Origin of the sequence: Inediibacterium massiliense (genome assembly GCF_001282725.1) — a bacterium.
GTDB classification, from domain to species: domain Bacteria; phylum Bacillota; class Clostridia; order Peptostreptococcales; family Thermotaleaceae; genus Anaerophilus; species Anaerophilus massiliensis.
Genome location: NZ_LN876587.1, coordinates 112,259 through 133,773, shown reverse-complemented (window position 1 = coordinate 133,773; position 21,515 = coordinate 112,259). Strand labels below are relative to the sequence as shown.

The 21,515-nt window shown below is 31.2% G+C and carries 21 protein-coding genes and 2 pseudogenes; 2 read left to right on the top strand and 21 right to left on the bottom strand.

Features of this window, described 5'->3' with window-relative positions:
* Positions 1–44: 44 nt before the first annotated feature.
* From BN2409_RS17890 to BN2409_RS09145, 20 genes and pseudogenes are all read right to left on the bottom strand, one after another.
* Positions 45–272 (bottom strand): hypothetical protein, encoded by a 228-nt coding sequence (locus BN2409_RS17890; RefSeq protein ID WP_479691176.1) that lies wholly within the window; start codon positions 270–272, stop codon positions 45–47.
* Positions 273–446 (bottom strand): annotated as a pseudogene (locus BN2409_RS17885) (helix-turn-helix transcriptional regulator); the annotation flags it as partial.
* A gap of 46 nt (positions 447–492) precedes the next feature.
* Positions 493–1,344 carry a RhuM family protein gene (rhuM, locus tag BN2409_RS09220; RefSeq protein ID WP_110943058.1) on the bottom strand — a complete coding sequence of 284 codons (852 nt, stop codon included), beginning with the start codon at positions 1,342–1,344 and terminating at the stop codon, positions 493–495.
* Complete coding sequence (locus BN2409_RS09215) at positions 1,337–1,555, bottom strand: helix-turn-helix domain-containing protein (RefSeq protein ID WP_053956352.1); 219 nt, start codon at positions 1,553–1,555, stop codon at positions 1,337–1,339. Before BN2409_RS09215 ends, rhuM begins: the two co-directional genes overlap by 8 nt.
* Before the next feature lie 311 nt (positions 1,556–1,866).
* A complete protein-coding gene (locus tag BN2409_RS09210) occupies positions 1,867–2,262 on the bottom strand; it encodes a recombinase zinc ribbon domain-containing protein (RefSeq protein WP_278320240.1) in 396 nt (131 codons plus the stop codon).
* Positions 2,239–2,505: pseudogene (locus BN2409_RS17645) on the bottom strand (recombinase family protein); the annotation flags it as partial. The gene BN2409_RS09210 and the pseudogene BN2409_RS17645, both read right to left, overlap by 24 nt.
* Positions 2,506–2,693: 188 nt before the next feature.
* Positions 2,694–3,686: a hypothetical protein gene (locus tag BN2409_RS09205; protein WP_053956351.1), complete on the bottom strand. Its 993-nt coding sequence runs from the start codon at positions 3,684–3,686 to the stop codon at positions 2,694–2,696.
* A 193-nt stretch (positions 3,687–3,879) separates the two neighbouring features.
* Positions 3,880–6,861 carry a type I restriction endonuclease subunit R gene (locus BN2409_RS09200; protein ID WP_053956350.1) on the bottom strand — a complete coding sequence of 994 codons (2,982 nt, stop codon included), beginning with the start codon at positions 6,859–6,861 and terminating at the stop codon, positions 3,880–3,882.
* A 12-nt stretch (positions 6,862–6,873) separates the two neighbouring features.
* Complete coding sequence (locus BN2409_RS09195; RefSeq protein ID WP_053956349.1) at positions 6,874–7,479, bottom strand: retron system putative HNH endonuclease; 606 nt, start codon at positions 7,477–7,479, stop codon at positions 6,874–6,876.
* Entirely contained in the window at positions 7,466–8,626 is a 1,161-nt protein-coding gene (locus BN2409_RS09190) for an AAA family ATPase (RefSeq protein ID WP_053956348.1), read from the bottom strand. Before BN2409_RS09190 ends, BN2409_RS09195 begins: the two co-directional genes overlap by 14 nt.
* Before the next feature lie 79 nt (positions 8,627–8,705).
* Positions 8,706–10,022: a restriction endonuclease subunit S gene (locus BN2409_RS09185; RefSeq protein WP_053956347.1), complete on the bottom strand. Its 1,317-nt coding sequence runs from the start codon at positions 10,020–10,022 to the stop codon at positions 8,706–8,708.
* On the bottom strand, positions 10,022–12,043 hold the full coding sequence (locus BN2409_RS09180) for a type I restriction-modification system subunit M (protein ID WP_053956346.1): 2,022 nt from the start codon (positions 12,041–12,043) through the stop codon (positions 10,022–10,024). The genes BN2409_RS09185 and BN2409_RS09180 overlap by 1 nt, the downstream gene beginning before the upstream one ends.
* Before the next feature lie 77 nt (positions 12,044–12,120).
* Positions 12,121–12,351 carry a hypothetical protein gene (locus tag BN2409_RS09175; RefSeq protein WP_053956345.1) on the bottom strand — a complete coding sequence of 77 codons (231 nt, stop codon included), beginning with the start codon at positions 12,349–12,351 and terminating at the stop codon, positions 12,121–12,123.
* A gap of 673 nt (positions 12,352–13,024) precedes the next feature.
* On the bottom strand, positions 13,025–13,198 hold the full coding sequence (locus BN2409_RS17210; RefSeq protein ID WP_199872987.1) for a hypothetical protein: 174 nt from the start codon (positions 13,196–13,198) through the stop codon (positions 13,025–13,027).
* 133 nt (positions 13,199–13,331) lie between these two features.
* Entirely contained in the window at positions 13,332–14,984 is a 1,653-nt protein-coding gene (gene hcp, locus BN2409_RS09165; RefSeq protein ID WP_053956343.1) for a hydroxylamine reductase, read from the bottom strand.
* 183 nt (positions 14,985–15,167) lie between these two features.
* Complete coding sequence (gene hcp / locus BN2409_RS09160; protein WP_053956342.1) at positions 15,168–16,796, bottom strand: hydroxylamine reductase; 1,629 nt, start codon at positions 16,794–16,796, stop codon at positions 15,168–15,170.
* Between the two features lie 19 nt (positions 16,797–16,815).
* Positions 16,816–16,980, bottom strand: a complete 165-nt coding sequence (gene rd, locus BN2409_RS16845; RefSeq protein ID WP_084727828.1) for a rubredoxin — start codon at positions 16,978–16,980, stop codon at positions 16,816–16,818.
* A 39-nt stretch (positions 16,981–17,019) separates the two neighbouring features.
* Positions 17,020–17,334: a cupin domain-containing protein gene (locus tag BN2409_RS09155; protein ID WP_053956341.1), complete on the bottom strand. Its 315-nt coding sequence runs from the start codon at positions 17,332–17,334 to the stop codon at positions 17,020–17,022.
* A 137-nt stretch (positions 17,335–17,471) separates the two neighbouring features.
* Positions 17,472–18,185: a permease gene (locus BN2409_RS09150; protein ID WP_053956340.1), complete on the bottom strand. Its 714-nt coding sequence runs from the start codon at positions 18,183–18,185 to the stop codon at positions 17,472–17,474.
* Positions 18,182–18,664 (bottom strand): permease, encoded by a 483-nt coding sequence (locus BN2409_RS09145; protein ID WP_053956339.1) that lies wholly within the window; start codon positions 18,662–18,664, stop codon positions 18,182–18,184. Before BN2409_RS09145 ends, BN2409_RS09150 begins: the two co-directional genes overlap by 4 nt.
* A gap of 113 nt (positions 18,665–18,777) precedes the next feature.
* On the opposite strand from BN2409_RS09145, the gene BN2409_RS09140 reads away from it, so the two are divergent.
* Positions 18,778–19,425: a Crp/Fnr family transcriptional regulator gene (locus BN2409_RS09140; RefSeq protein ID WP_053956338.1), complete on the top strand. Its 648-nt coding sequence runs from the start codon at positions 18,778–18,780 to the stop codon at positions 19,423–19,425.
* A gap of 319 nt (positions 19,426–19,744) precedes the next feature.
* Positions 19,745–20,422, top strand: a complete 678-nt coding sequence (locus BN2409_RS09135; protein ID WP_242847945.1) for a Crp/Fnr family transcriptional regulator — start codon at positions 19,745–19,747, stop codon at positions 20,420–20,422.
* A 64-nt stretch (positions 20,423–20,486) separates the two neighbouring features.
* Here BN2409_RS09135 and BN2409_RS09130 read toward each other — a convergent pair whose 3' ends face one another.
* Positions 20,487–21,191, bottom strand: coding sequence for an oxygen-binding di-iron domain-containing protein (locus BN2409_RS09130; protein ID WP_053956337.1), 705 nt, complete (start codon positions 21,189–21,191; stop codon positions 20,487–20,489).
* Between the last annotated feature and the right edge of the window lie 324 nt (positions 21,192–21,515).

Below are 21,515 nucleotides of genomic sequence, written 5' to 3'. Positions count from 1 at the left end.
GATGCGGGGCTAATTATTTTAACTTTATCACTAAAACTTAATATTCATCCGAATAAATTATCTTTACTTGCAAAATCAAACTCAAAATGTATTTTCCCATCTGCAAGTACACTAAAACTATCTATTCCATATTCCTCAATCAATCTCCACTTTACTGAAGTATCAAACTCTGCCACTAAATGAATTTTATTTTCAAAAACTTGCTCTATCTGCTTTTGTATAGAAGGAACTTTTCGTTTTGTATAAATTTCTGATATACTTCTCAAATTCAATAAACGGTTAAGTTTAAAGAGTCTGAAATCTTTTCTATTTCTACAAAACCCCCATATATACCAACTTGACCATTGAAAAACTAATAAATATGGTTCAACTACTCTAGTACTTTCTCCGGAATAACAGTAATAGTCAAATTCTATCAACTTACTTTCATCTATTGCCGCTCTAATTAGTTCTATTTTAGGAGCAAGTGTCCCTTTATAATGAGATGCTAAATCAATTAATATATGTCCAAGCTTCCATTGTCATGGGTATTTTTCTTTTTGCTTGGTTTTCAGCATAATCAAGATACATAGTTACTATTCTATTTAATGAATCTATTTCATCTAAAGTTAGATAATTTTTAGCAACATAAACATCTCTCTTTACTATTTTACCTTTAGGTGCATTTCTCCAAGTAGTTAATCCCATATTTTCTTTTCCTGCATTTGCTCTATCCATTATAAGTTCTGCTGCTGTTTTACCATGTATTGCAAAGTGTAATTTATTTTGAACAGTTTTAAAAAATGTTTTTGTTGTTAAAGCATTAGCCGAATAATCCATTGCTGTTGCATAAATATCTGTTATTTTTTGATAGAATCTTCTTTCACTTGCTCTTATTTCTCTAATTTCTTCAAGCAAATGATCAAAATAATCTTCATTTAAAAATGTTCCATTTTTTAACCTTTCCTTATCCATAACATAACCGCGAATAGAAAAATCTTTAAGTACAGAAGTTGCCCACTGACGAAAAACTATTGCCCTCTCAGAATTAGTCCTAAATCCAATTGCAATAACCGCTTCTAGATTATAAAATTTAATTTTATATTGTTTTCCATCAGAACCAGTTCGTCGGAATTTCCGACATACTGAATTTTCATCTAATTCACCATCTAAAAAAATATTTTTTAAATGCTCTGTAATGGTTGAACGACCTTTTTCGTAAAGGGTTGCTATCATTTCTTGTGTTAACCACACATTATCATCTACAGCCATAACTTCAATGGAATTTGCTCCTGCTTGTGAAGTAAAAATTAAAAATTCTGCTGTACTGTTTCTTATTTGAAGTTTATTATTATTTTTATTCATAATCATTTTCCTCCTCTACATCAGGTATATAATCAACTATATCTCCAATATTACATTCTAACTCTTTACAAATCCTTGCAAGGATCTGCATATTTACAGACTGACTTTTACTAAGTTTAGCTGGTGTAATATTAATCGCATCTCTAAGTGCAACCTTATTCATATTTTTATCTATAAGTAATTTCCAAAGTTTATTATAATTAAATGCCATAACATTACCTCCACTCTTTCATTATTTAGTAATTATATATGTTCCTATTAAACATTTCAATACCATTAATACACATTTATGTACCAATAATATATTTATATTATCAATTTTTTTAATTTTAAAATCTAAAAAAGCTAACTAAGAAAATGAACTTTCTCAATTAGCAGTCAGCTTAATTTCTATTCAATTACAACCTCAATCTCCGTCTCATCAAGCAAGCTTACAATAATCTTCTCACCATCAAACACTTCCATCTTCTCCACTATACTAAAAAACAAATCCGTATCAAACTTTTCTATCGATTTTGCATTTTAAAAAATCTTTATGAACTGCTTTGCCTTATACCTTACTAAAACATTGTCACTTTCTAAATTCTTCTTCCACTTCTCCATAAAATAATCTTTGTTTTCAATCATGGCATTAAAAGCATTTATAAAGGCTTGATATAAAACCTTATCATATACATGTTTATTATTACAGCCTTTCTTCCCTTTTACTGCATACCGTTTATTACACATCCAAACAACTTTTCTAAATCTTTCATCATTAGAATTCCAAACCTTTCTTCCAAAAACACTACCACAATGTCCACAAATAACTTTTCCTGCAAAAGGATTAGTGATTGTAGCATAATCCACTTTAACTATTCCATGTTCTCTTGCAAAGTTTCTTCTTCTCTCTATTTCAAGCTGAACTGCTTCCCACATTTCTTTATCAATAATTGCAGGATGACTTTCCTCTACATAGTATTGTGGAACTTCACCGTTATTTTCCACTCTTTTCTTTGTAAGAAAATCAACAGTATATGTCTTTTGCAGTAATGCATCTCCTTTATATTTTTCATTCTTTAATATTCCTAAAATGGTAGTATCATGCCATTTTCCTTTTCCTATGGTAGGTATTTTATCTTCATTCAGTTCTTTTGCTATAGTGAAACTTCCTTTTCCACTTAAGTATTCATTTTAAAAATTCCTCTAAACTCAATCCGACTAAACAGCTTTTCCCAAAGTTCTGAAAATGGACATGAAAAAGAAGTAAAACATATAGTTCTACTCCCCCACAAATGGAATATTTGGATTCAGGCATTAGCCTTGCTTTTCAAGCTTAATGATTTTGACGCAAAATAGAGGTATTTTACTTATACTTCTTCAGAATCTATCTTTGCTTGCTTCTCCATATATTCTTCTCGTATCTGTGCTAATGTCTTGCCACTTTCTTTATGTACTGCAAATACATAAGTCTGAACGCTTGACCATCCATACAGCTCTTTTAACCATACCTGCATAGACATTGCTTTTCCATCTACCTTTACATTTCCATTAGCCAAAAGAGTCCCTTCATCGTCTCTATCTTTTGCAACAATAACATCTCCCTCTTTTACAACTCCCCAATCAAGCATAGCATCAATTTTAGGTAGTGATCTTCGTGTGATATTTTTATTTTCCTTCACAATAGAAGAAACTGATTTATCCATTAGATTTACATAATAATCATCGTAATTAGTCACTGGTAGTAATTTTTCTGTATGTAAATAAATTTGTTCATTTATCTTATAAGGAGTAAGCTTATAACAGCTCATATCAACATGGTTACTATTAAGCCATGCCACAGCTGAAAGAGTCTGTTCATCAAAATCAGATGCTACAAGAATGATCTTTTGCTTTTTATTAAAAGTATTTTCTGCCTCATTGACCTTTAAAAATTCATTTAATTTCCTGATTCCTAATTCATATGAAGTAAGTTCTCCAAGTTCAAATTCACTGCGGTATTTCTCAATATAAGGAGCATAAACTTTTTTCACAAGATCATCGGTACTTTCAATCGTTGCATAACTTGCAGCATAACGAATAGCCTGAAATTCAAAAGCCTCTTTCCTATTTTCAATATCTCTACGATCTCTCTTAATTTCTATCAATACGATATTTCCGTTATTATCAACAGCAGTTAAATCACTTCGTCCCAATTTTTCATTTTGAACTTGTCTACCTACAATAAGCATTGATTCTTCATCGTCACAAAGCATATCAATACTACATCTTAAAATCTCCTCTATATCATTTTCCTGCATACCAAGTTCATAAAAAGTAACTGATTCAATTTTCTCCGCTTGTTTATTTTTGATAATGTACATATTACCTACATCCCCTGTCTTATTGCTTTTGATAATACACTGGCACCTTATAAATCCATATTATTTAATACATCTCTAAGCTTCTTTAATTCCTCTGTCCAACCTTTTGATCATTCTAAAATTGCTCCTATTGTTTCTACTATTTCATATTTAATATCTTCCATTAATTGCTCACTTCTCTTTCTTTATAATATTATCTATTTGCCTCATCATATATTCTTGCAGCTAAATAGTGAACCATAAAGTTTTGAAGATTTGCATTAGTTAATATTTCTTTAACTAACCTGTCATTTCTATTTTTGGCTTTGACAATACCTCTTTTAAAATAGCTCTTAGCAAATGTATTTACTAAGTCTTCGTAACTATTCGCCTTAGCTATATCCATAATATTTTTATCCTGTTTAAACATTTCTTCATAGTGGTCTATAACTATTTTATCTTCTTCTGTAAGTCCTATTCCAAATACATCATTGATTCTTTTTATTATATCATCTAAATACTCTTCTTGATCTTCTTTAATACGAGACGAAGCATTTTCTGATATTCCAACTAATTCACCATCACCATAAGTTAATGATATATCTGAACCTATCTTTTCATCCTTACCCAACTTTTGCAATTTGTAATAATCTAAACTTAAAATATCATCAAGTTTTATCCTTTCTTTACCTTTCTTAGGTAACTTCTTCAATAAAGCTACTAAATACACCTGTAATCTTAAAAGATTTAGGTTTTTTAGAGGATATATTTGAAGTAAGAAATTATAAAAAGTTATGTACTTCTGGGCTTTTTTCTTAAATTCATCTGCTTCTTTTTCATCTTGCTCTTCTAAAAAGCAGTATCTTTCAACACCTTTATCTATTATGTTGTTCATTTTTCCATCCTGAGAATTAGTTCTTTTATCTTTATAAAAAAGAATTGCAAAATCATTTACTTCTTCATCATGATATATTCCATATTCGTGTAACTGATACCATAAATCATTTACTACATTTGGATCTGTAACTCTATCAATATTAGTCATTTCGAAATAAGGCTTGTATGCTTCTTGAATATCTTCTACTGAATTCTGAAAATCTAATATAAATGTTTGTTTATCAGGATAAATTCTATTTAATCTTGATAAAGTTTGTACAGTTTTTACACCATCTAACTTCTTATCTACATACATAGCACAAAGCTTTGGTTGGTCAAATCCCGTCTGATATTTTTCTGCAACAATAAGAATCTTAAACTCATCCTTATCAAATATTTTAGGTAAATTTGTTTCCGTAATATCTAAAGCTACTTCTTTATTCATAGATACTTCAGTATATTCTTCCCCTTCATCATTAACAGTTCCTGAAAAGGCCACTAATGCTTTTATATCATATCCCTTTTCTTTTATATATTTATCTATTGCTATTTTATATCTTACAGCATGAAGTCTACTGGCAGTAACAAGCATTGCCTTAGCCTTTCCACCTATCCACATCACTCTGTTTTCCACAAAATCATCTACTATAGTTTCAACCTTTTGTCTTATATTATGTGCATTTAAGCTAACAAACTTATTAATAGCTCTTTTAGCTTCACCCTTATCAAATTCAGGATTATCTTCTATTTTCTTTCCAACCTTATAATAAACACTCACTGGCATATAATTCTTTAGGACATCTAATATAAATTTTTCTTCTATTGCTTGCTTCATAGAATATAAGTGAAATTCATGGGGCTTTCCATCTTGTCCAATTCTTCCGAATATCTGCATTGTCTTATTTTTAGGTGTTGCAGTAAATGCAAAGAAACTGATATTTTTCAAATCTGTCCTTTTTTCAATTAACTCAGACATCTTATCCATACTAGATTTTTCATTTTTTTCTTCATCTGCCTGCTCTCTAGCCGCTTCATCTAAAGTCTTACCAGCCAAAGTTTCTTTTAAAGCACTCATATTTTCACCTGCTGTAGAGGAATGAGCCTCATCAATAATCACAGCATATTTTCTCTTTTCTAATTCTTTAATCTTTTCAAGGGCATAAGGAAACTTTTGTATTGTAGTAATGATAATCTTAATACCACTTGTTATAGCATCGGCTAAATCTGTTGAATTTTTCTTATCATCTATTTTAATAACTAATCCATTTTTATGCTCAAGCTGATATATAGCATCTTGAAGCTGTTTATCCAGTACCTTTCTATCCGTAACTACAATAACTGAATCAAATATTGCATGATCCTCTTCATCATGTAAACTTGATAATCTATGGGCTGTCCACGCTATTGTATTGGTCTTGCCACTTCCTGCACTATGCTCTATAAGATAATTTAGTCCTGCCTTATGAACTTCTAAATCAGCTACAATTTTTCTTACAGCATCTAGCTGATGATACCTCGGAAAAATAGCCCTTTTATTTTTCTTTGAATCCTCCTGTATAAAATAAAATCTCTTAATAATATCTAGCAAACTATCCTTTGTTAATATATCCTCCCAAAGATAGCAAGTCTTTTCCTTGCCTTCTACTGATGGATTTCCTTTACCCCTATTATATCCTTTATTAAAGGGCAAAAAGAAAGTCTTAGCTCCTTTAATCTGTGTAGTCATATATACTTCATCCGTATCTACAGCAAAATAAGCTAATACTCTTTCATTAAATCCAAATAACTTTTCCTTTGGATCTCTATCCTCTTTAAACTGTCTTATGGCATTATAAACATTTTGTCCTGTAAATTGATTTTTAAGTTCCATAACTATAATAGGAAAACCATTTAAAGATAACACTACATCTAAAGTATTATTATTTTTAGTACTATATTTAAGCTGCCTTGTAATTTTAAATATATTTTCTTTATAATTCTTCAAATCTGTTTTATTGGAACTTAAATTAGGCTTATTATAAAATAGCTTAAAATTACCGTTCATCATGATATCTTCAATACCATTTCTTAAAACATGAATGAGTCCTCTTTTATTTATATTTGAATTCACTAAATCTAAAAAAGCCTTCTTCCAGTTAGTTCCTCTATTAAATCTAAACTCCTCTAATAATTCCCTTTGAGTCGCTTCTAAAAATCTGAATAAATCCTCAGGAAATAAACAATATTGTAAATCAAACTCCTGAGAATGTCCTTGTTCATATCCTGCTGAAACTAAACAATTCTCAATGCTTTCTTCTAAGTTTCTTTCCTTAGGTAACATATTATCCCCCTTCTACAATTGCATATATAATTTTATTAAACTTGGAAAGTTATGACCATCATCTAAAAAGAATTGTAAATACTCCTTATATTCATCATAATTTTCTCTATATACCTCTAGTATATCTATCAAAGCTTTTCTAGCTTCCTTTAACTCATAACAATTCAAGTTTAAAGTATTTATTGTATAGTCTGCCCTTATATATTTATTACTGTTTTCATCATTGATTTTTGGTATTAGCTCTCCATTGGCAATATTGTAATTAAAATAATCCTCTGGATTTTCTATAACTGGATTTATAAACTCATCATCATACTCATTTTTTTTATACATTCCACAACTATTTTTTTGATTACATGACACTAAAAGATTATCATAATTCTGAAACTTATTTGGATATTTATCTCTTGGCATAATATGCTCTATATGACCATCATGATTGTCATATATTCTCTTTTCACAATAAGGACAATATTCTTCTTGCTCTATAACTAATATATTTTCCTTGATTTGATTTCTAATATTGTCCTTATCGTAATCTATCCATGATTTAGGAGTATATTTTTTCTTATATTCTAATAGAAAGTTTGGTTCTTGTTCTTTATTAACCTTCAGCATTTTTCTTATTCCTAACAGATATATCTAGTCTTATTCTCATAATATCTTTATCTAAATCTCCTAAATATTTTCTTAGATAATTAAATATTTCATTAAATTCTTCTGTATCATATAAATTTTTATTTAACAATTCATAAGCTTTATTTAGTTTACTAGTAATATCCTCATTTCTTAAGCTATCCACTCTCATAGTTGTGCTTAATATATCACCTATGTTTTTTCCATAAGTTTCATTTAACTCATTATTGTCAACAAGTTTAATACCCTCTTTTTCTTTCTTTATAACACGCAATTGTTTTGATTCTATATCACCAATAATATGTGGAGAATGTGTTGCAATAATTAATTGATTGTTCTCACCTATATTTTCATATACATCAATGATCTTTCTTTGCCACCCTGGATGCAGAGATATTTCAGGTTCATCAATTAAAATCACCGAATTATTTACCTCTAAAAATTTTAATGATAATGCACGTAAAAATAATTGTTTTTCCCCTGAAGATAATCCAGTAATATCAAATTCAGTTCCTAAGCTATTTCTAAATATAGGCTTTGTTTCATTAGTTTCAGAAAGCCCTACTAACTGAACATCTAAATCCATAATAGAAAATATGCTATTTATGTCCTTACAAACTTTATCTATAACCTCACCTATGGTTTTATCTCTATTTTTAAATATTTCTTTATTTATTTTAGTGGCTATGAATGATGGTATATTTTGAGTCATATTTTGATCAATTATATTTCTAAAATCTGGTGTGAAATTTAACGTATTATCCACTTTATTAATCTTTTCAAAATTAATTTCTGTTGGCATATATACAATCTTAGGATCATTTTCATTAGCATCTATTCTAGATCCTAGTAAATTATTATATAACGTTCCAAATTCATTATCCTCTAACTTCACAGTTGCTGTATATAATGCAGGAGTTAATTCCACTTTATTATCTTCTAATTCCTTATAACCTCGTTCATCTATATCAAAAGCATCATAAATGCTTTTTAATAAAGTAGTTTTTCCAGCTCCATTTTCACCAATAATAACAATGGTATTTAATATATCTTCATTGGAATCTTTAAAATCTATCTCTAAATTATTAAATAATTCATGCCCATTGTATTTTATTTTTTCTACCTTCATTCCCATACCTCTCCTTTCCTTAAAACTATTATATCAATAGATTTTCCATCAAATACAAAAGAGATTTAAATATATATAACTAATCTAGTATTTCAATTTTTCCTGTAACTGCTTCACTTATTAAGCTTTGTTTGGCTTCTTTTAGTTTTTTTATTTGACTTTGAATTTTTTCTACTGCACGTTCTATTTTAAGTATTTTTTCATTTAATATTTTTGAAATTATTTTTTGTTCGTCGACTGTTATAAAGGGAATTCTTAAATTTTCAATCATTCCAATGGCTAATCCTGGTTGAGCTGCAGATACGGAATATTGATTTAAATTCATACTTCTAAATAATTCACCCAACCATATGAAATCAACTCCTACTAGAGGATTTACCACAATAGCATGTTCTGATGCCCAAAATTTATTATAAGCATAATTAATATTTCCACATAGTGCCCCTTGTCTTCCTATCAATATATAAGTTCCATCATGTGTGTATTTATTTGTGTATCCTCTTAAACCATTTCCACCATATACAGGATACTTACCTATATCTTCAATATCCTCTGATATAATACTATCACCACTTCTTAATGATGTTACATGCTTTATCTTTTTAACTTGCCACTCCTTAGGTATCTCTCCCAGCCACTCAACTCCACTATCCTTCATTTCTTCTTTTTTTCTTTCCACCAGCTCATATCCATCAGAAGTTTTAACGACCTTAACCTTACCCGTTACAACCTCACTTATAAGACTTTTTTTAGCTTCTTCTAATTTTTGAATTAAAGCTTCTTTTTTTGAAATTATAGAATCAAATTGAGCTGTTTTTTGATCTAGAAAGTTTGCTATTTTAATTTGTTCATTTATATTTGGAATAGCAATATTTCGCTTAAAGTAAGCTTGTGAATCTAAGTTCTGTATACCTGTAGTTTGATTTATTGAATCCAAATGCACTCTTTTAGAATAAATATCTGAACACATATATTTAACAAATCCAGAATTAGCTAATTCTTTATTTAATGATACTTTAGCCATAAAATTAGCATATACTGCTGGCAATTCATAATCATACTTAGCAACAAATCCAACAGGACTTTTTTCTCCTCCACCAGATTTCTCTATTAACAAATCACCTTTTTCCAATAAATATTCCTTCCGCTTATATATTGGAATATTTCTGAATGTAAGATCATCAAGCTTTATTTCCATTTTACTTCTATCAAAATTTAATATTCTAATACATGGAATATCATCTCCATTATTTTTAGGTTCATCACCCCATATTCCATTTTTAACACTTTCTATAACTCTTTTAAACATTAAAACATTCCAATCAAAAGATATCTTCCCTATCCACTCAACCCCACTATCTTTCATTTCCTTTTCATTTCTATATCTGTACTTCATTAGTCTAACACCTTCTTTATTTCAACTGCTATTTCCCTTTCAAGCTCCTCAACCTCTTTCATTATTTCAGCAAAAGGTCTTAGTTTTTTATATTTATAGAAATGTCTAGTAAATGGTATTTCATAGCCTATATTATTAAAAGTATGCTCATCCATATAAGCATCAGGAACATGAGGTTTTACTTCTCTTTTAAAGTATTCATTTATATCTTCTTTTAGTGAAATTGATTCTGTATCTCTTAAAGTCGAATCACTTTCTATATTTCCTTTAGAATCCCTACAAATATCTGCTTTTTCATTTCTTTCTCCAATAGCTGTCCATATAGCTTTTAAAAGGGCTGCTCTAAGTATAACTCCATATTCTTTGGCTTTTTCTTTTAACTCTTTTATAAATATTTCTCTATTTAAGTATTCTTTATCATTATCAAAGCTTTCTAACATTCTTATTATTTTTTCTTGTTCATCTTTTCCGGCTGCTTCTTCCTCTGCCTTAATTTTTTCATTCTTTTTCTTAGATACTGCAAGGTTTATAAATTGAGTAGTTTCCTTTACTCTTTCTATTGCATCTTCATTTACTTTAAAGCTTAATTTAAGTGGTCTTTCTATAGTTATTTTTCTATATCCAAAGTCTTCGTTATCAAATATTTTACAGTTTTCATTTTCTTCAAAGCTTGCATATAATGCCTTAATTTCCCTCATTTGATCTTTTGATATTTCTTTTCTCTTATTACCTAAGCTTTTTCTCATACTTTGGTAATATTCTATTGCATTAACAAGTTGTATCTTCCCTTTTCTTTTTTCTTCTTTTCTATTAGTGAGAATCCATATATAAGTTGCTATACCAGTGTTATAGAACATATCTGTAGGAAGTGCTATAATTCCTTCTAATAAATCATTCTCTATAATCCATTTTCTAATGTTAGATTCTCCACTACCTGCATCACCTGTAAATAATGGTGAACCGTTAAATATTATAGCTATTCTACTTCCTTCTTCATCATCATACATCTTGCTTATCATATTTTGAAGGAATAGTAATGAACCATCACTTACTCTTGGAGTTCCTGCCCCAAATCTACCATCAAAGCCTAAATCAGCTTCTTCTTTAACCCTCTTTTCTTCATCCTTCCAAGTTACACCAAAGGGAGGATTACTTATAAGAAATCTCATATATTCTCCCTTAAATCTATCTTCTGTTAAAGTATTTCCAAGTCTTATGTTATCTGGGTTTTGTCCTTTTATAAGCATATCCGCCTGACATATTGCAAAAGATTCATCTAATAATTCTTGCCCATATACGTTCACTATTGCTTTTGGATTTAATTTCTCAATATAATCTTCGCCAATGGATAACATTCCCCCTGTTCCACAGCAAAAATCTCCTATAGATATTACCTTCCCTTCCTCAGTAAGAAAGCTCTCTTTGCCTAAAAATAGCATTTCCATACAAAGTCTAATAACTTCTCTTGGAGTGTATTGCTCTCCTGCTGCTGAGTTTTCCGTAAATCTTCTAAGCATTTCTTCATATATGTATCCCATTTTATTATTAGATACTGCATGTATGTGAAGATCTACCTCATACATTTTTTGAAGCACTGCATATAGTTTATTCTTTCTATCCAATTGAGCTATCTCATCTTTGAATTTAAACTTACCTATTATCTCTTTTACATTATTAGAAAATCCATTAAGATACTCTTCAAAATTTGATCTTATATTTTCACTATCATCTATAAGTTTCTTCCAAGTAATATCAGATACATTATAAAATTGTAAATCCATACCATGATTTTCTTGTAAATCTGCTATAACTATTTCATCTTTTTCTTCTTCTGGCAAATAGTCATATTCCTTATACACTTTTTTTATTATTTCTCTATCATAATTATCTAAAAGACAATCAAATCTTCTTACTACTATCATTGGAAGCATTACTTTTCTGTAGTCTTCTTCTTTATAAGTTCCTCTTAAGCTTTCTGCTATATTCCATAAAAATGAAACATGATTAAAATTATTATCCATTGCTTGTTCTCTCCTTTAACTTAGCTATATATAATTATTTCAATAATTCTGAAGTATAGACCGCTGTATCAACATTTTTAGTTTATCAAATTTAAAGCTTTATTTATAGATTTTTGCTCTTCATTATAAATTTTTTTAGCTTCTTCTAATCGATTATTGTATTCTTCATTAGATTTTCTTATTTTATTTACTACTTCTGTTTGAACATCCATATGAATTTCACTCTCTAAATAGTATTTTAACACTTCAGGAATATATTTGTCCTCATAAGCCCTTACTATAAATTTCTTATCAATCTCTTTATTCAATTTTTCTAAAATGAAAATCTAAATATCTCTTTCACAAATACTCTCCATTCTGCATATTTGTTAGACCCCCTAACCCAAAATTTCCTCAAACCGTAGTCTGAGGAAACATAAAACACACATCCATATTTAGTTAAAATCTCTCTAACCCTTTGATTTCAACCTATTTCTTCTCTATCTTCACCACGCACTCCACGTGCCTTGAGTAGACAATAATGATGTCGTGAGGAACTGGTGGTTCCTTGGTGGAACAATATTTCTTTAAGAAAACACCAAATCCCCAAGATTTTCTTCCAACATCTTATCTACTTAAGCCATAGTAGTCGTAAACAATCTTATCAAAAGTAAAATTGTACGCAATAAAACTTTTAAATGATGATACTGTAATTTAAAGGCTTTATTCTGTGCAATTTATTAAATTGTTATCATAAAGTTTGGTCTATTATTAGGCCTGATTTAAAGTGGATACTTATTTGCTCTTTATCTAGCACATCGATTGAACTTATTATACTATTTAACTTTACTTCTTCAATTGTTTCTATGTTAATTTCAGTACCATTAAATAGATTTACGATAGAAGCTTTAGACCGCAAAAACAGGGAAGATGCTGTTTGTATTTTATTAGCAATAATTGTATTTAGCACTTTAGAAACTGCATTGAGCAATGCAGTTTCACTTACACTACTTGCATTGCTGCACTGTGTGGTGTCACTTTTTTATTGCCGTTTACATCTCCAAACGATTGTATTATGGTGCTTGTTATACCAAGTAACTCCTTCAAGATATTTTTGATTTTATATTTAATATCCGTGAAAAAAACAAAAGCTTTAGTATTTTTAGGTATTTTCAATAAAATTGTAAAAGTGCTTGATAATCTTCCATTGTGTTTCGATTATAATAAAAAGCTGTTGAATAAAATATTTTTAATAATTATTCAACAGCTTTTTAATTTTTTAATCTAGCTTTTACAATTAAAGTAGTAATTAACCTTGTTGTCCTAAAATTGCTCCCAAATCTTGTTCAGGTGTCGAAATAGGTTTTAAATCAAATTTGTCAACTAATACTTGCAGTATATTTGGTGTAATAAATGCTGGCAGTGTTGGTCCAAGTCTAATATCTTTTATTCCTAAAGATAATAAAGCAAGAAGTATTCCAACTGCTTTTTGTTCATACCAAGAAAGAACTAAGGAAAGTGGCAATTCATTTACTCCACAGTTAAATGCTTCTGCTAATGCAATTGCAACCTTAATAGCTGAATATGAATCACTACATTGACCACAATCAAGTATTCTTGGGAAGCCTGCCACTGTTCCTAAATCAAGTTTATTGAAACGAAATTTACCACAGGCTAAGGTTAAAATAATCGTATCTTTTGGAGTTTTTTCTGCAAATTCTGTGTAGTAATTTCTGCCCGGTCTTGCCCCATCACAACCTCCAATTAAGAAGAAGTGTTTAATGTCACCATTTTTAACTGCATTTACAATTTCATTTGCATGACTTAAAATAGCATTATGTGCAAAACCAATTGGTATTCTCTTTTCAGGTTCATCTTCCTGCCACCCACCTAATTCCAATGCTTTTTCCATAATAGACGTAAAATCTTTTTTTCCACTATATTCGTCTATATGTGGGCAGTCAGGCATACCAACAATACTTGTTGTAAACAATCTATCTTTATAGCTTTCTCTTGGTTTTTGTACACAGTTAGTAGTCATCAATATACATCCAGGGATTCCATCAAATTCTTCCTGCTGTTTCTGCCAGGCTCCTCCAAAGTTTCCTATTAAGTGCTTATATTTTTTCAATTCAGGGTAAGCATTTGCAGGAAGCATTTCACAGTGAGTATATATATTTATACCTTTGCCTTCTGTTTGTTCTAACAGTTCTTTTAAATCTTTTAAATCATGTCCTGATACTATAATAAAAGGGCCCTTTTTCTTAGTAATCAATACTTCTGTTGGTTCAGGATTACCATAAGTACTGGTAACTGCAGAATCTAGTATTTCCATGCATTTTAGATCTATTTTTCCAAGTTCCATATTTAGATTAAATAAGTCTTCAACCGTTAAGCTATCATCAATAGTCCCAGCTAACCCTTTATAAAAGAAATTATTCACTTCATCATCAAATTTACCGAGTATATAAGCATGATGGGCATAGGCGGCCATTCCTTTAAATGCATATATTAACAGCTCTCTTAAGGAACGTATATCCATATCTAAACTTTCATCAGACATTATACCTATATTCTTCGCTTCTTCTACCATTTCTTCCATAGTTTCTGGTGCTTTGTATTTTGCCGCTTCAGGTACATTTTCAATCTCACCAACTGCATTTTTAAGTTCTTCTTTTATTTTCTCTGCCTTTTTAATATACTCTACAAATCTGGTTGGGTCAAAATTAACATTTGTAAGTGTAGAAAACATACTGTCTACTACAAATTTATTTATTTCACTTCTAATCTTTAGACCTTTTTCTAAATTTTTTTGACCATAGAACCCAATACCTTTTAATTCATGAATCAGTATGTCCTGCAAATTGGCAACAATTGGATTTTTGCCACAAACTCCTGATTTCACACAACCTTTTCCACCTAATGTTTGCTCACACTGATAACAAAACATTGAATTTTCCATTATTAAACCTCCTTAGAGTACTTTTGCTCCGCTTGTATTAGTTTTTCTAGCTGAGTGAAATTTATTCCAAAATATATTAAAAAATTAATAATCACAGTGAGATTTATTTTCAAACATAAAAGGCAAAGATTCTGATTTCCAACCAGAATCTTTGCCTTTTATCTAAAACATCAATATCAATTATTAACCCATAAATAACTTAATATCATCTTCAACTTGTCCGATACCTGCAATGCCAAACTTTTCAACAAGGACCTTTGCAACGTTCGGAGATAAAAATCCTGGTAAGGTAGGACCAAGATGAACATTCTTCACACCTAAATAAAGTAACGCAAGTAAGACAATTACCGCTTTTTGCTCATACCATGCGATGTTAAATGCAATCGGCAGATCGTTAACGTCCTCAAGTTCAAATATCTCTTTCAGCTTCAATGCGATTACTGCAAGAGAGTAGGAATCATTACATTGGCCAGCATCAAGAACTCTTGGAATACCACCAATATCTCCTAACTCAAGTTTATTGTAACGGTACTTGGCACATCCTGCAGTAAGGATAACCGTATCCTTAGGTAGTTTTTCTGCAAACTCAGTGTAATACTCACGAGATTTCATTCTGCCATCACAGCCTGCCATGACGAAAAACTTCTTAATTGCACCTGATTTTACTGCATCAACTACTTTGTCTGCAAGAGCAAACACTTGGTTGTGAGCAAAACCACCAACAATATTGCCTGATTCAATTTCTACAGGAGGCTTACACTGCTTTGCCATCGTAATAATTTCAGAAAAATCTTTTTTGCCATTTTCATCAGCTGTGATGTGAGGACATCCGGGATAGCCTGATGCACCGGAAGTAAAGATTCTTTTTCTGATTTCCTCGCTTCTTGGAGGTACGATACAGTTTGTAGTAAACAGAATTGGTCCATTGAAAGTTACAAATTCAGTAACTTGCTGCCACCATGAACCGCCGTAATTTCCCGCAAAATTGTCATACTTCTTGAAGAAAGGATAATAATGTGCAGGAAGCATTTCACTATGGGTATAAACATCAACGCCTGTACCTTTTGTTTGCTCCAGTAGTTGCTCTAAATCAGTGAGGTCATGACCTGAAATCAGTATTCCGGGATTGTTTCTTACACCAATATTAACACTAGTGATTTCAGGATTTCCATATTTAGAAGTATTGGCTTCATCTAACAGTGCCATGGCTTTAATACCAAACTCACCTGTCCTTAATGTTAAAGCTACGAGATCATCTGCCGACAATGAATCATCAAGGGTTGAAGCAAGTGCTTCATAGATAAATGCATTAATAGCAAGATCTTCTTTGCCGATATTAAGGGCATGATGTGTATATGCCGCCATACCTTTCAAACCATAGATAATCATTTCTCTAAGAGAACGGACATCTTCATTTTCGGTTGAAAGAACACCTACTTTTGATGCTTTGTCTAACATAGATGCTCTATCGCTTACTTCAAACTCCGCTGCATCACCAAGATTAACACCGGAAACCTGTTTTTTTAGCTCGTTTCTTAAGCCAATCATTTTATAGATTTGATTTTCAATTGCACCATCATCAAAATTAGCATTTGTAATGGTGATAAAAAGGCTTTTTAGGACTTGATGATTTACTTCGCTTATGGATTTAACATCCAGTTTGCCTTTTATAACAATTTCAGAAATCCCTTTTGTAACATAAATCAGTAAGTCTTGCAATTTTGCAACTTCTTCATTTTTGCCACATACGCCTCTTACCTCACAACCGGTACCTTTTGCAGTTTCTTGACATTGATAACAAAACATACTCATAATCGTTCCCTCCTTCAGATTATTCCTTAACGGGTTCGAATTCATCTTTACCCACAAAACAAATTGGACAAACCCAATCATCAGGGATATCTTCAAAAGCAGTTCCCGGGGCTATTCCACTATCTGGATCACCTGTTTGTGGGTCATAGATATATCCGCATGGGATACATATATATTTTACCATTCTGCGTTTCTCCTTTCAACATTTTTATACAATATTTTACTATTTTAGAGGTGCAGGTGCTTTTACAACTATTAACTCTAATATGTTATTAGATGAATTTTTTACATTCATCTTCGTATTAACAGGAATTTTTAAAAGAGTTCCTTTATCATATTGGTGAACCTCTTGGTCATTTAGCCCAATAGATAAAGTCCCTCTTACCACTGTCATGTAAACGTTCGAGTTAGAAAAATGTTCTGGGAGGCCTTCATCCTTATTAAAGACCATATGAATATAATGAATATTTTCATCCTGAATAACTCTTTTAACCGCTTTTTCATCTCCAGTTGACATTTTAAAAATTTGCTCAATCATTTTATACACCTCCATAAATTTGTGCCTACATATTAGATAGCATAACCAGATAATCCCATCAAATTTGTTATTTCGATTATATCTTTATAAAATTGGTTTGTATGTTGCATTTACAACAAAATCAAACTATTTAAATTTTATTCAATATAATCAATGGCTCTGACAGGGCAAGCCAATATTGTTTGACTAAGCCTTTCTTTGTCTATTTCAGCATCAAAAGATTTTATATATGCTTTTTTACCTTGCATACCAAAAATCTCAGAATATTTCTTAGTACACAATGTGCAGCCCATACATGATTCCCTGTTTAATGTAAGTCCACTTGTTTTTTCTTCTTTCTGTACTATATCCTCGTCCTTAACAATTTTTGCAGCAATCCACGAAAATACTACGATAGCAATTACAGTTAATACCCAACGGATTGCCATAAACTTCATGCCCAAAAATTTTGCTTCGTTTAAAAGCATGGGAACCTTTATTACCGCCCAGGAACTTAAAATAATAACTAAGTTTCGTACAGAAGCCCCCTTTTTGTGGAGCATGACACACATGGGAAATGCTGCATATATGGGTCCAGCAGATATGCTACCGAGAACAAACGACAATACGATACCTTTAATTTTGGATTCTTTTCCTAAGTACTTGGTGATTTTTTCTTTTGCAACCCATGTATCCAAAAGCGCCGTAAGAACAAATATCACCGGCATTATCATAAACATTTCTTTAATGTAATAAGCACTGTTTTTAATTGATGTAACACCCATACCTGGTTTAATTACAAATATCAAGGTATAGGCAACAGCTACCACTATTAAGAAAGCATTATCTTTTGCTTTTTTTAAGATTTTCATACAATCACCCCCATTACCATAGCGATAATTATGGCAAATAAAAAGCTTAACCCATTTCTGATAGCAGTAAATTTAAACCCAAATTCTCGCTTTTCAAGCGGGAATGTTACGACCCCTACCATGGTAAGTGTAGTTAAAAATGCTACGGAAGGAACAATACTAACCCCGGCATCAACCAGTGTGCCGACAAGGGGAAAAGCAATAAAGGCAGGAATCAGAGTTACTGTTCCAAATGCCGCTGAACCCACTGTTGCTATGAACAATGATTGACTTCCCACAAATTTGGCAATATTCTCTGGCGGTAATATTGTTAGAATTAAACCAATCAAAAAAATAATTGATAAGATGCTCCCCAACATACCCTTGCCCATACCAAATGCCATTTTAAGTGCTTTCAATGTCTTAACTTTATCCTTTTTTAAGGAAATCAAAAGGAATATGATCGTTCCTATCCACATTGCTACTGTAAAAATATCCATACAAATCCTCCTTTTCTTTTTGTAATAATACAATTATAAAGTAGTTTATCATTCTCAAATAGACACCAATGTTTCTTTTTGATATAATGTTTTTAGATGGAGGAGTAATTCACATGAATATTGACTTTTTACGAAATATTTCATTATTTTCAGCTGTAAAGGAATCTGACTTAGAAAAACTATTGGCAGGTAATCATATTTATAAAAAACACTATTCGAAGGGTGTAACCGTTCATAATGCAAATGAAACTTGTAGAACATTGGATATTGTATTGTCAGGAAGTTTGGTTGCGTATTCTTTATCAACTAATGGTTCATCAACTACAATGTTTGAATTTAGCAAAGGAAGTGTGATAGGAGCAAATTTATTATTTGGTGAAAACCACAGTTATCCTCTTAATATCTATTGTCTTACAGATTGTGAAATTCTCCACATTGACACAAATGCTGTATTAGAACTCTTGCACGACTATAATTTTACATTGCATTATATAAAGTCAATCTCACAAAATTCGCAAGGAATAAATCAGAAGATAGCAATGTTTACTCAAAGAACACTTCGTGAAAATATTATGTATTATTTTAAACAGCAAGCTATCATACAGAAATCCTCGGTAATTCTGCTTCCAATGAGTAAAAGGCAACTGGCAGATTATTTAGGTGTACAAAGACCTTCTCTCTTTAGAGAGCTTAAAAAATTAAAAGAAGAAGGTATTATTGAGATTGATAATCGTACAATTGTAATAAAATACTACAGATAAATCCCAAGTACAAGAATGACTTTAGAAGAACAGTAAACTAAATATGGAAATCAATACTAAAAAAGGAATCAAACAGCAAGATATTATCGCTGGTTGATTCCTTTTTTTAGTTTATTAAAGTTAATTTAGAAGGTAAATTTCAATATTAAAGTAACTAATCTCGCGTCATAATCTATTGACGCACTTTCCACTCATTATTTATAAACCTCCCGTGACAGAACTTTGGATGTCAATCCTCTTCCCACTAAATAAATGCCTACAGGTTGCACTTGCAACAAGTAAAAATTTCATTTATACTCCTTTCAAGGAGGTGCTCTAAGTGCATACCGTTTATATTAAACTACTTCAGAAAATGCCGTTACTCGAAGGAATCAAAGAAACCGAAATTGATTCTGTGCTTACTTGTCTGGGAAGCTATTTGCGTTCCTACAAAAAGGGGGAACTTATTTTTCTTGCAGGTGAATCAATAAAATCTGTTGGCGTCATTTTAAGCGGATCTGTTAATATGATTAAAGAGGATATTGGGGGCACCCAAACCCTTATCGTTTCTATGAAAATAGGAGAAGTTTTCGGAGAAACTTTTGCCTGCGGAAACCTTCCTGACTCCAAAGTTACTTTTGCTGTAGGAACAGATTGTTTGATTTTATTTCTTCCTTATAATAAGGTCTTACACTCTTGCAGCATGTCCTGCACCTTCCATCATCGGCTAATCGAAAATATGGTAAGGCTTATTAGCAACAAAAATATCCAGCTGTTAGAAAAAATCGAAGTGACCTCAAAGAAAACTCTACGAGAAAAAATTATGACTTATCTTTCCATTCAAGCCCAACAGCAAGGTTGTGCATATTTTGATATTCCTTTAGGACGTCTCGAGTTGGCTGCTTATCTATGCGCAGATCGCAGCGCATTAACACGTGAATTATCACAAATGCGTTCCGAGGGCTTGCTGGACTTTGAAAAGAATACATTTCATCTCTTAAAATTAAACAATGATTAGCCCTAAATTTTCGCAATAGGTCTTTTTCAACGGTTTTACCTTACGCTTTCTGATATGACCACAATTAATACACAGCGCATTCTGTTTCATAAAGAGCAAAAACATCATTTAACTTTCCTGTCAAAATTACACCATGTCCAGGTGCGACACATTCCAATTCCAAGTCTGCCAAGCCCAAAACAGCACGTTTCTCATTGGATGTTGCTTGTGCAAACACCTTATCAAAATATGCTTTTGCTCCCTGTAAAACCCTGTCAGTGGTGTAGTCTTTATCCAAGGGCGGTTCGCATCCCAAATATTGCCCAAACAAATCATTGGAAAACAAGATTTGTTCATTTTCAAAATAAGTAACCATATTATCATCCCAATGCAATCCTGGCGTATGGGTAAAGCGAAACTCAAATGTTCCAACTTTTAATGTTGATAAATCTTCCACTTCTATAAAATTTGCATTAGGATAACGGGAAACCAAACGATGTTTGCAGGCTGCTGTGCAGTAAATTGGAATATCCGCACTTTCAGCCAACAATAGTGCAAGAGCTCCGCTATGATCTTCTTCAGAATGATTAAGGATGATCGCATCCAACTGGCTAAGGGGAACTAACTGTTTTAACTCAGCCATGAACGTCTCTCCAACTTTTTCGGGAACAGTATCAATAAGCACATTCTTTTCTCCCCGCAAGAGATACGCTAAAAATGAAAAACTACGATCTGGTTTTTGTATAACTTTTCCCAGAACTGTACATGAATCTGAAATTGAATAATACATAAATTTTCCTCCTTTTATCCATATATTTATACTTTGTTTCGTATTGTTAATGTTAGTAATAATTTTAGTTTAACATAAGTTTCTCTGTTTCATGTTGCGTACGCAGCATGAAATTACAAAATTAATTATCTATAGATAGTAAACACTCTGGAAGCTAAAAGCAGAAAAATAAATTAAAAGAAACAGGTCAAATCTCAGCCTAGATGAAGATAGCTATAGAACAACAAAAAAAGTGACTCTTAAGTATAGGCTCACGATGAAGTATACAACCACACCACTATTAGGAAAGAATGACTGCTCCAACAATATAATTGTGTTGTGAAT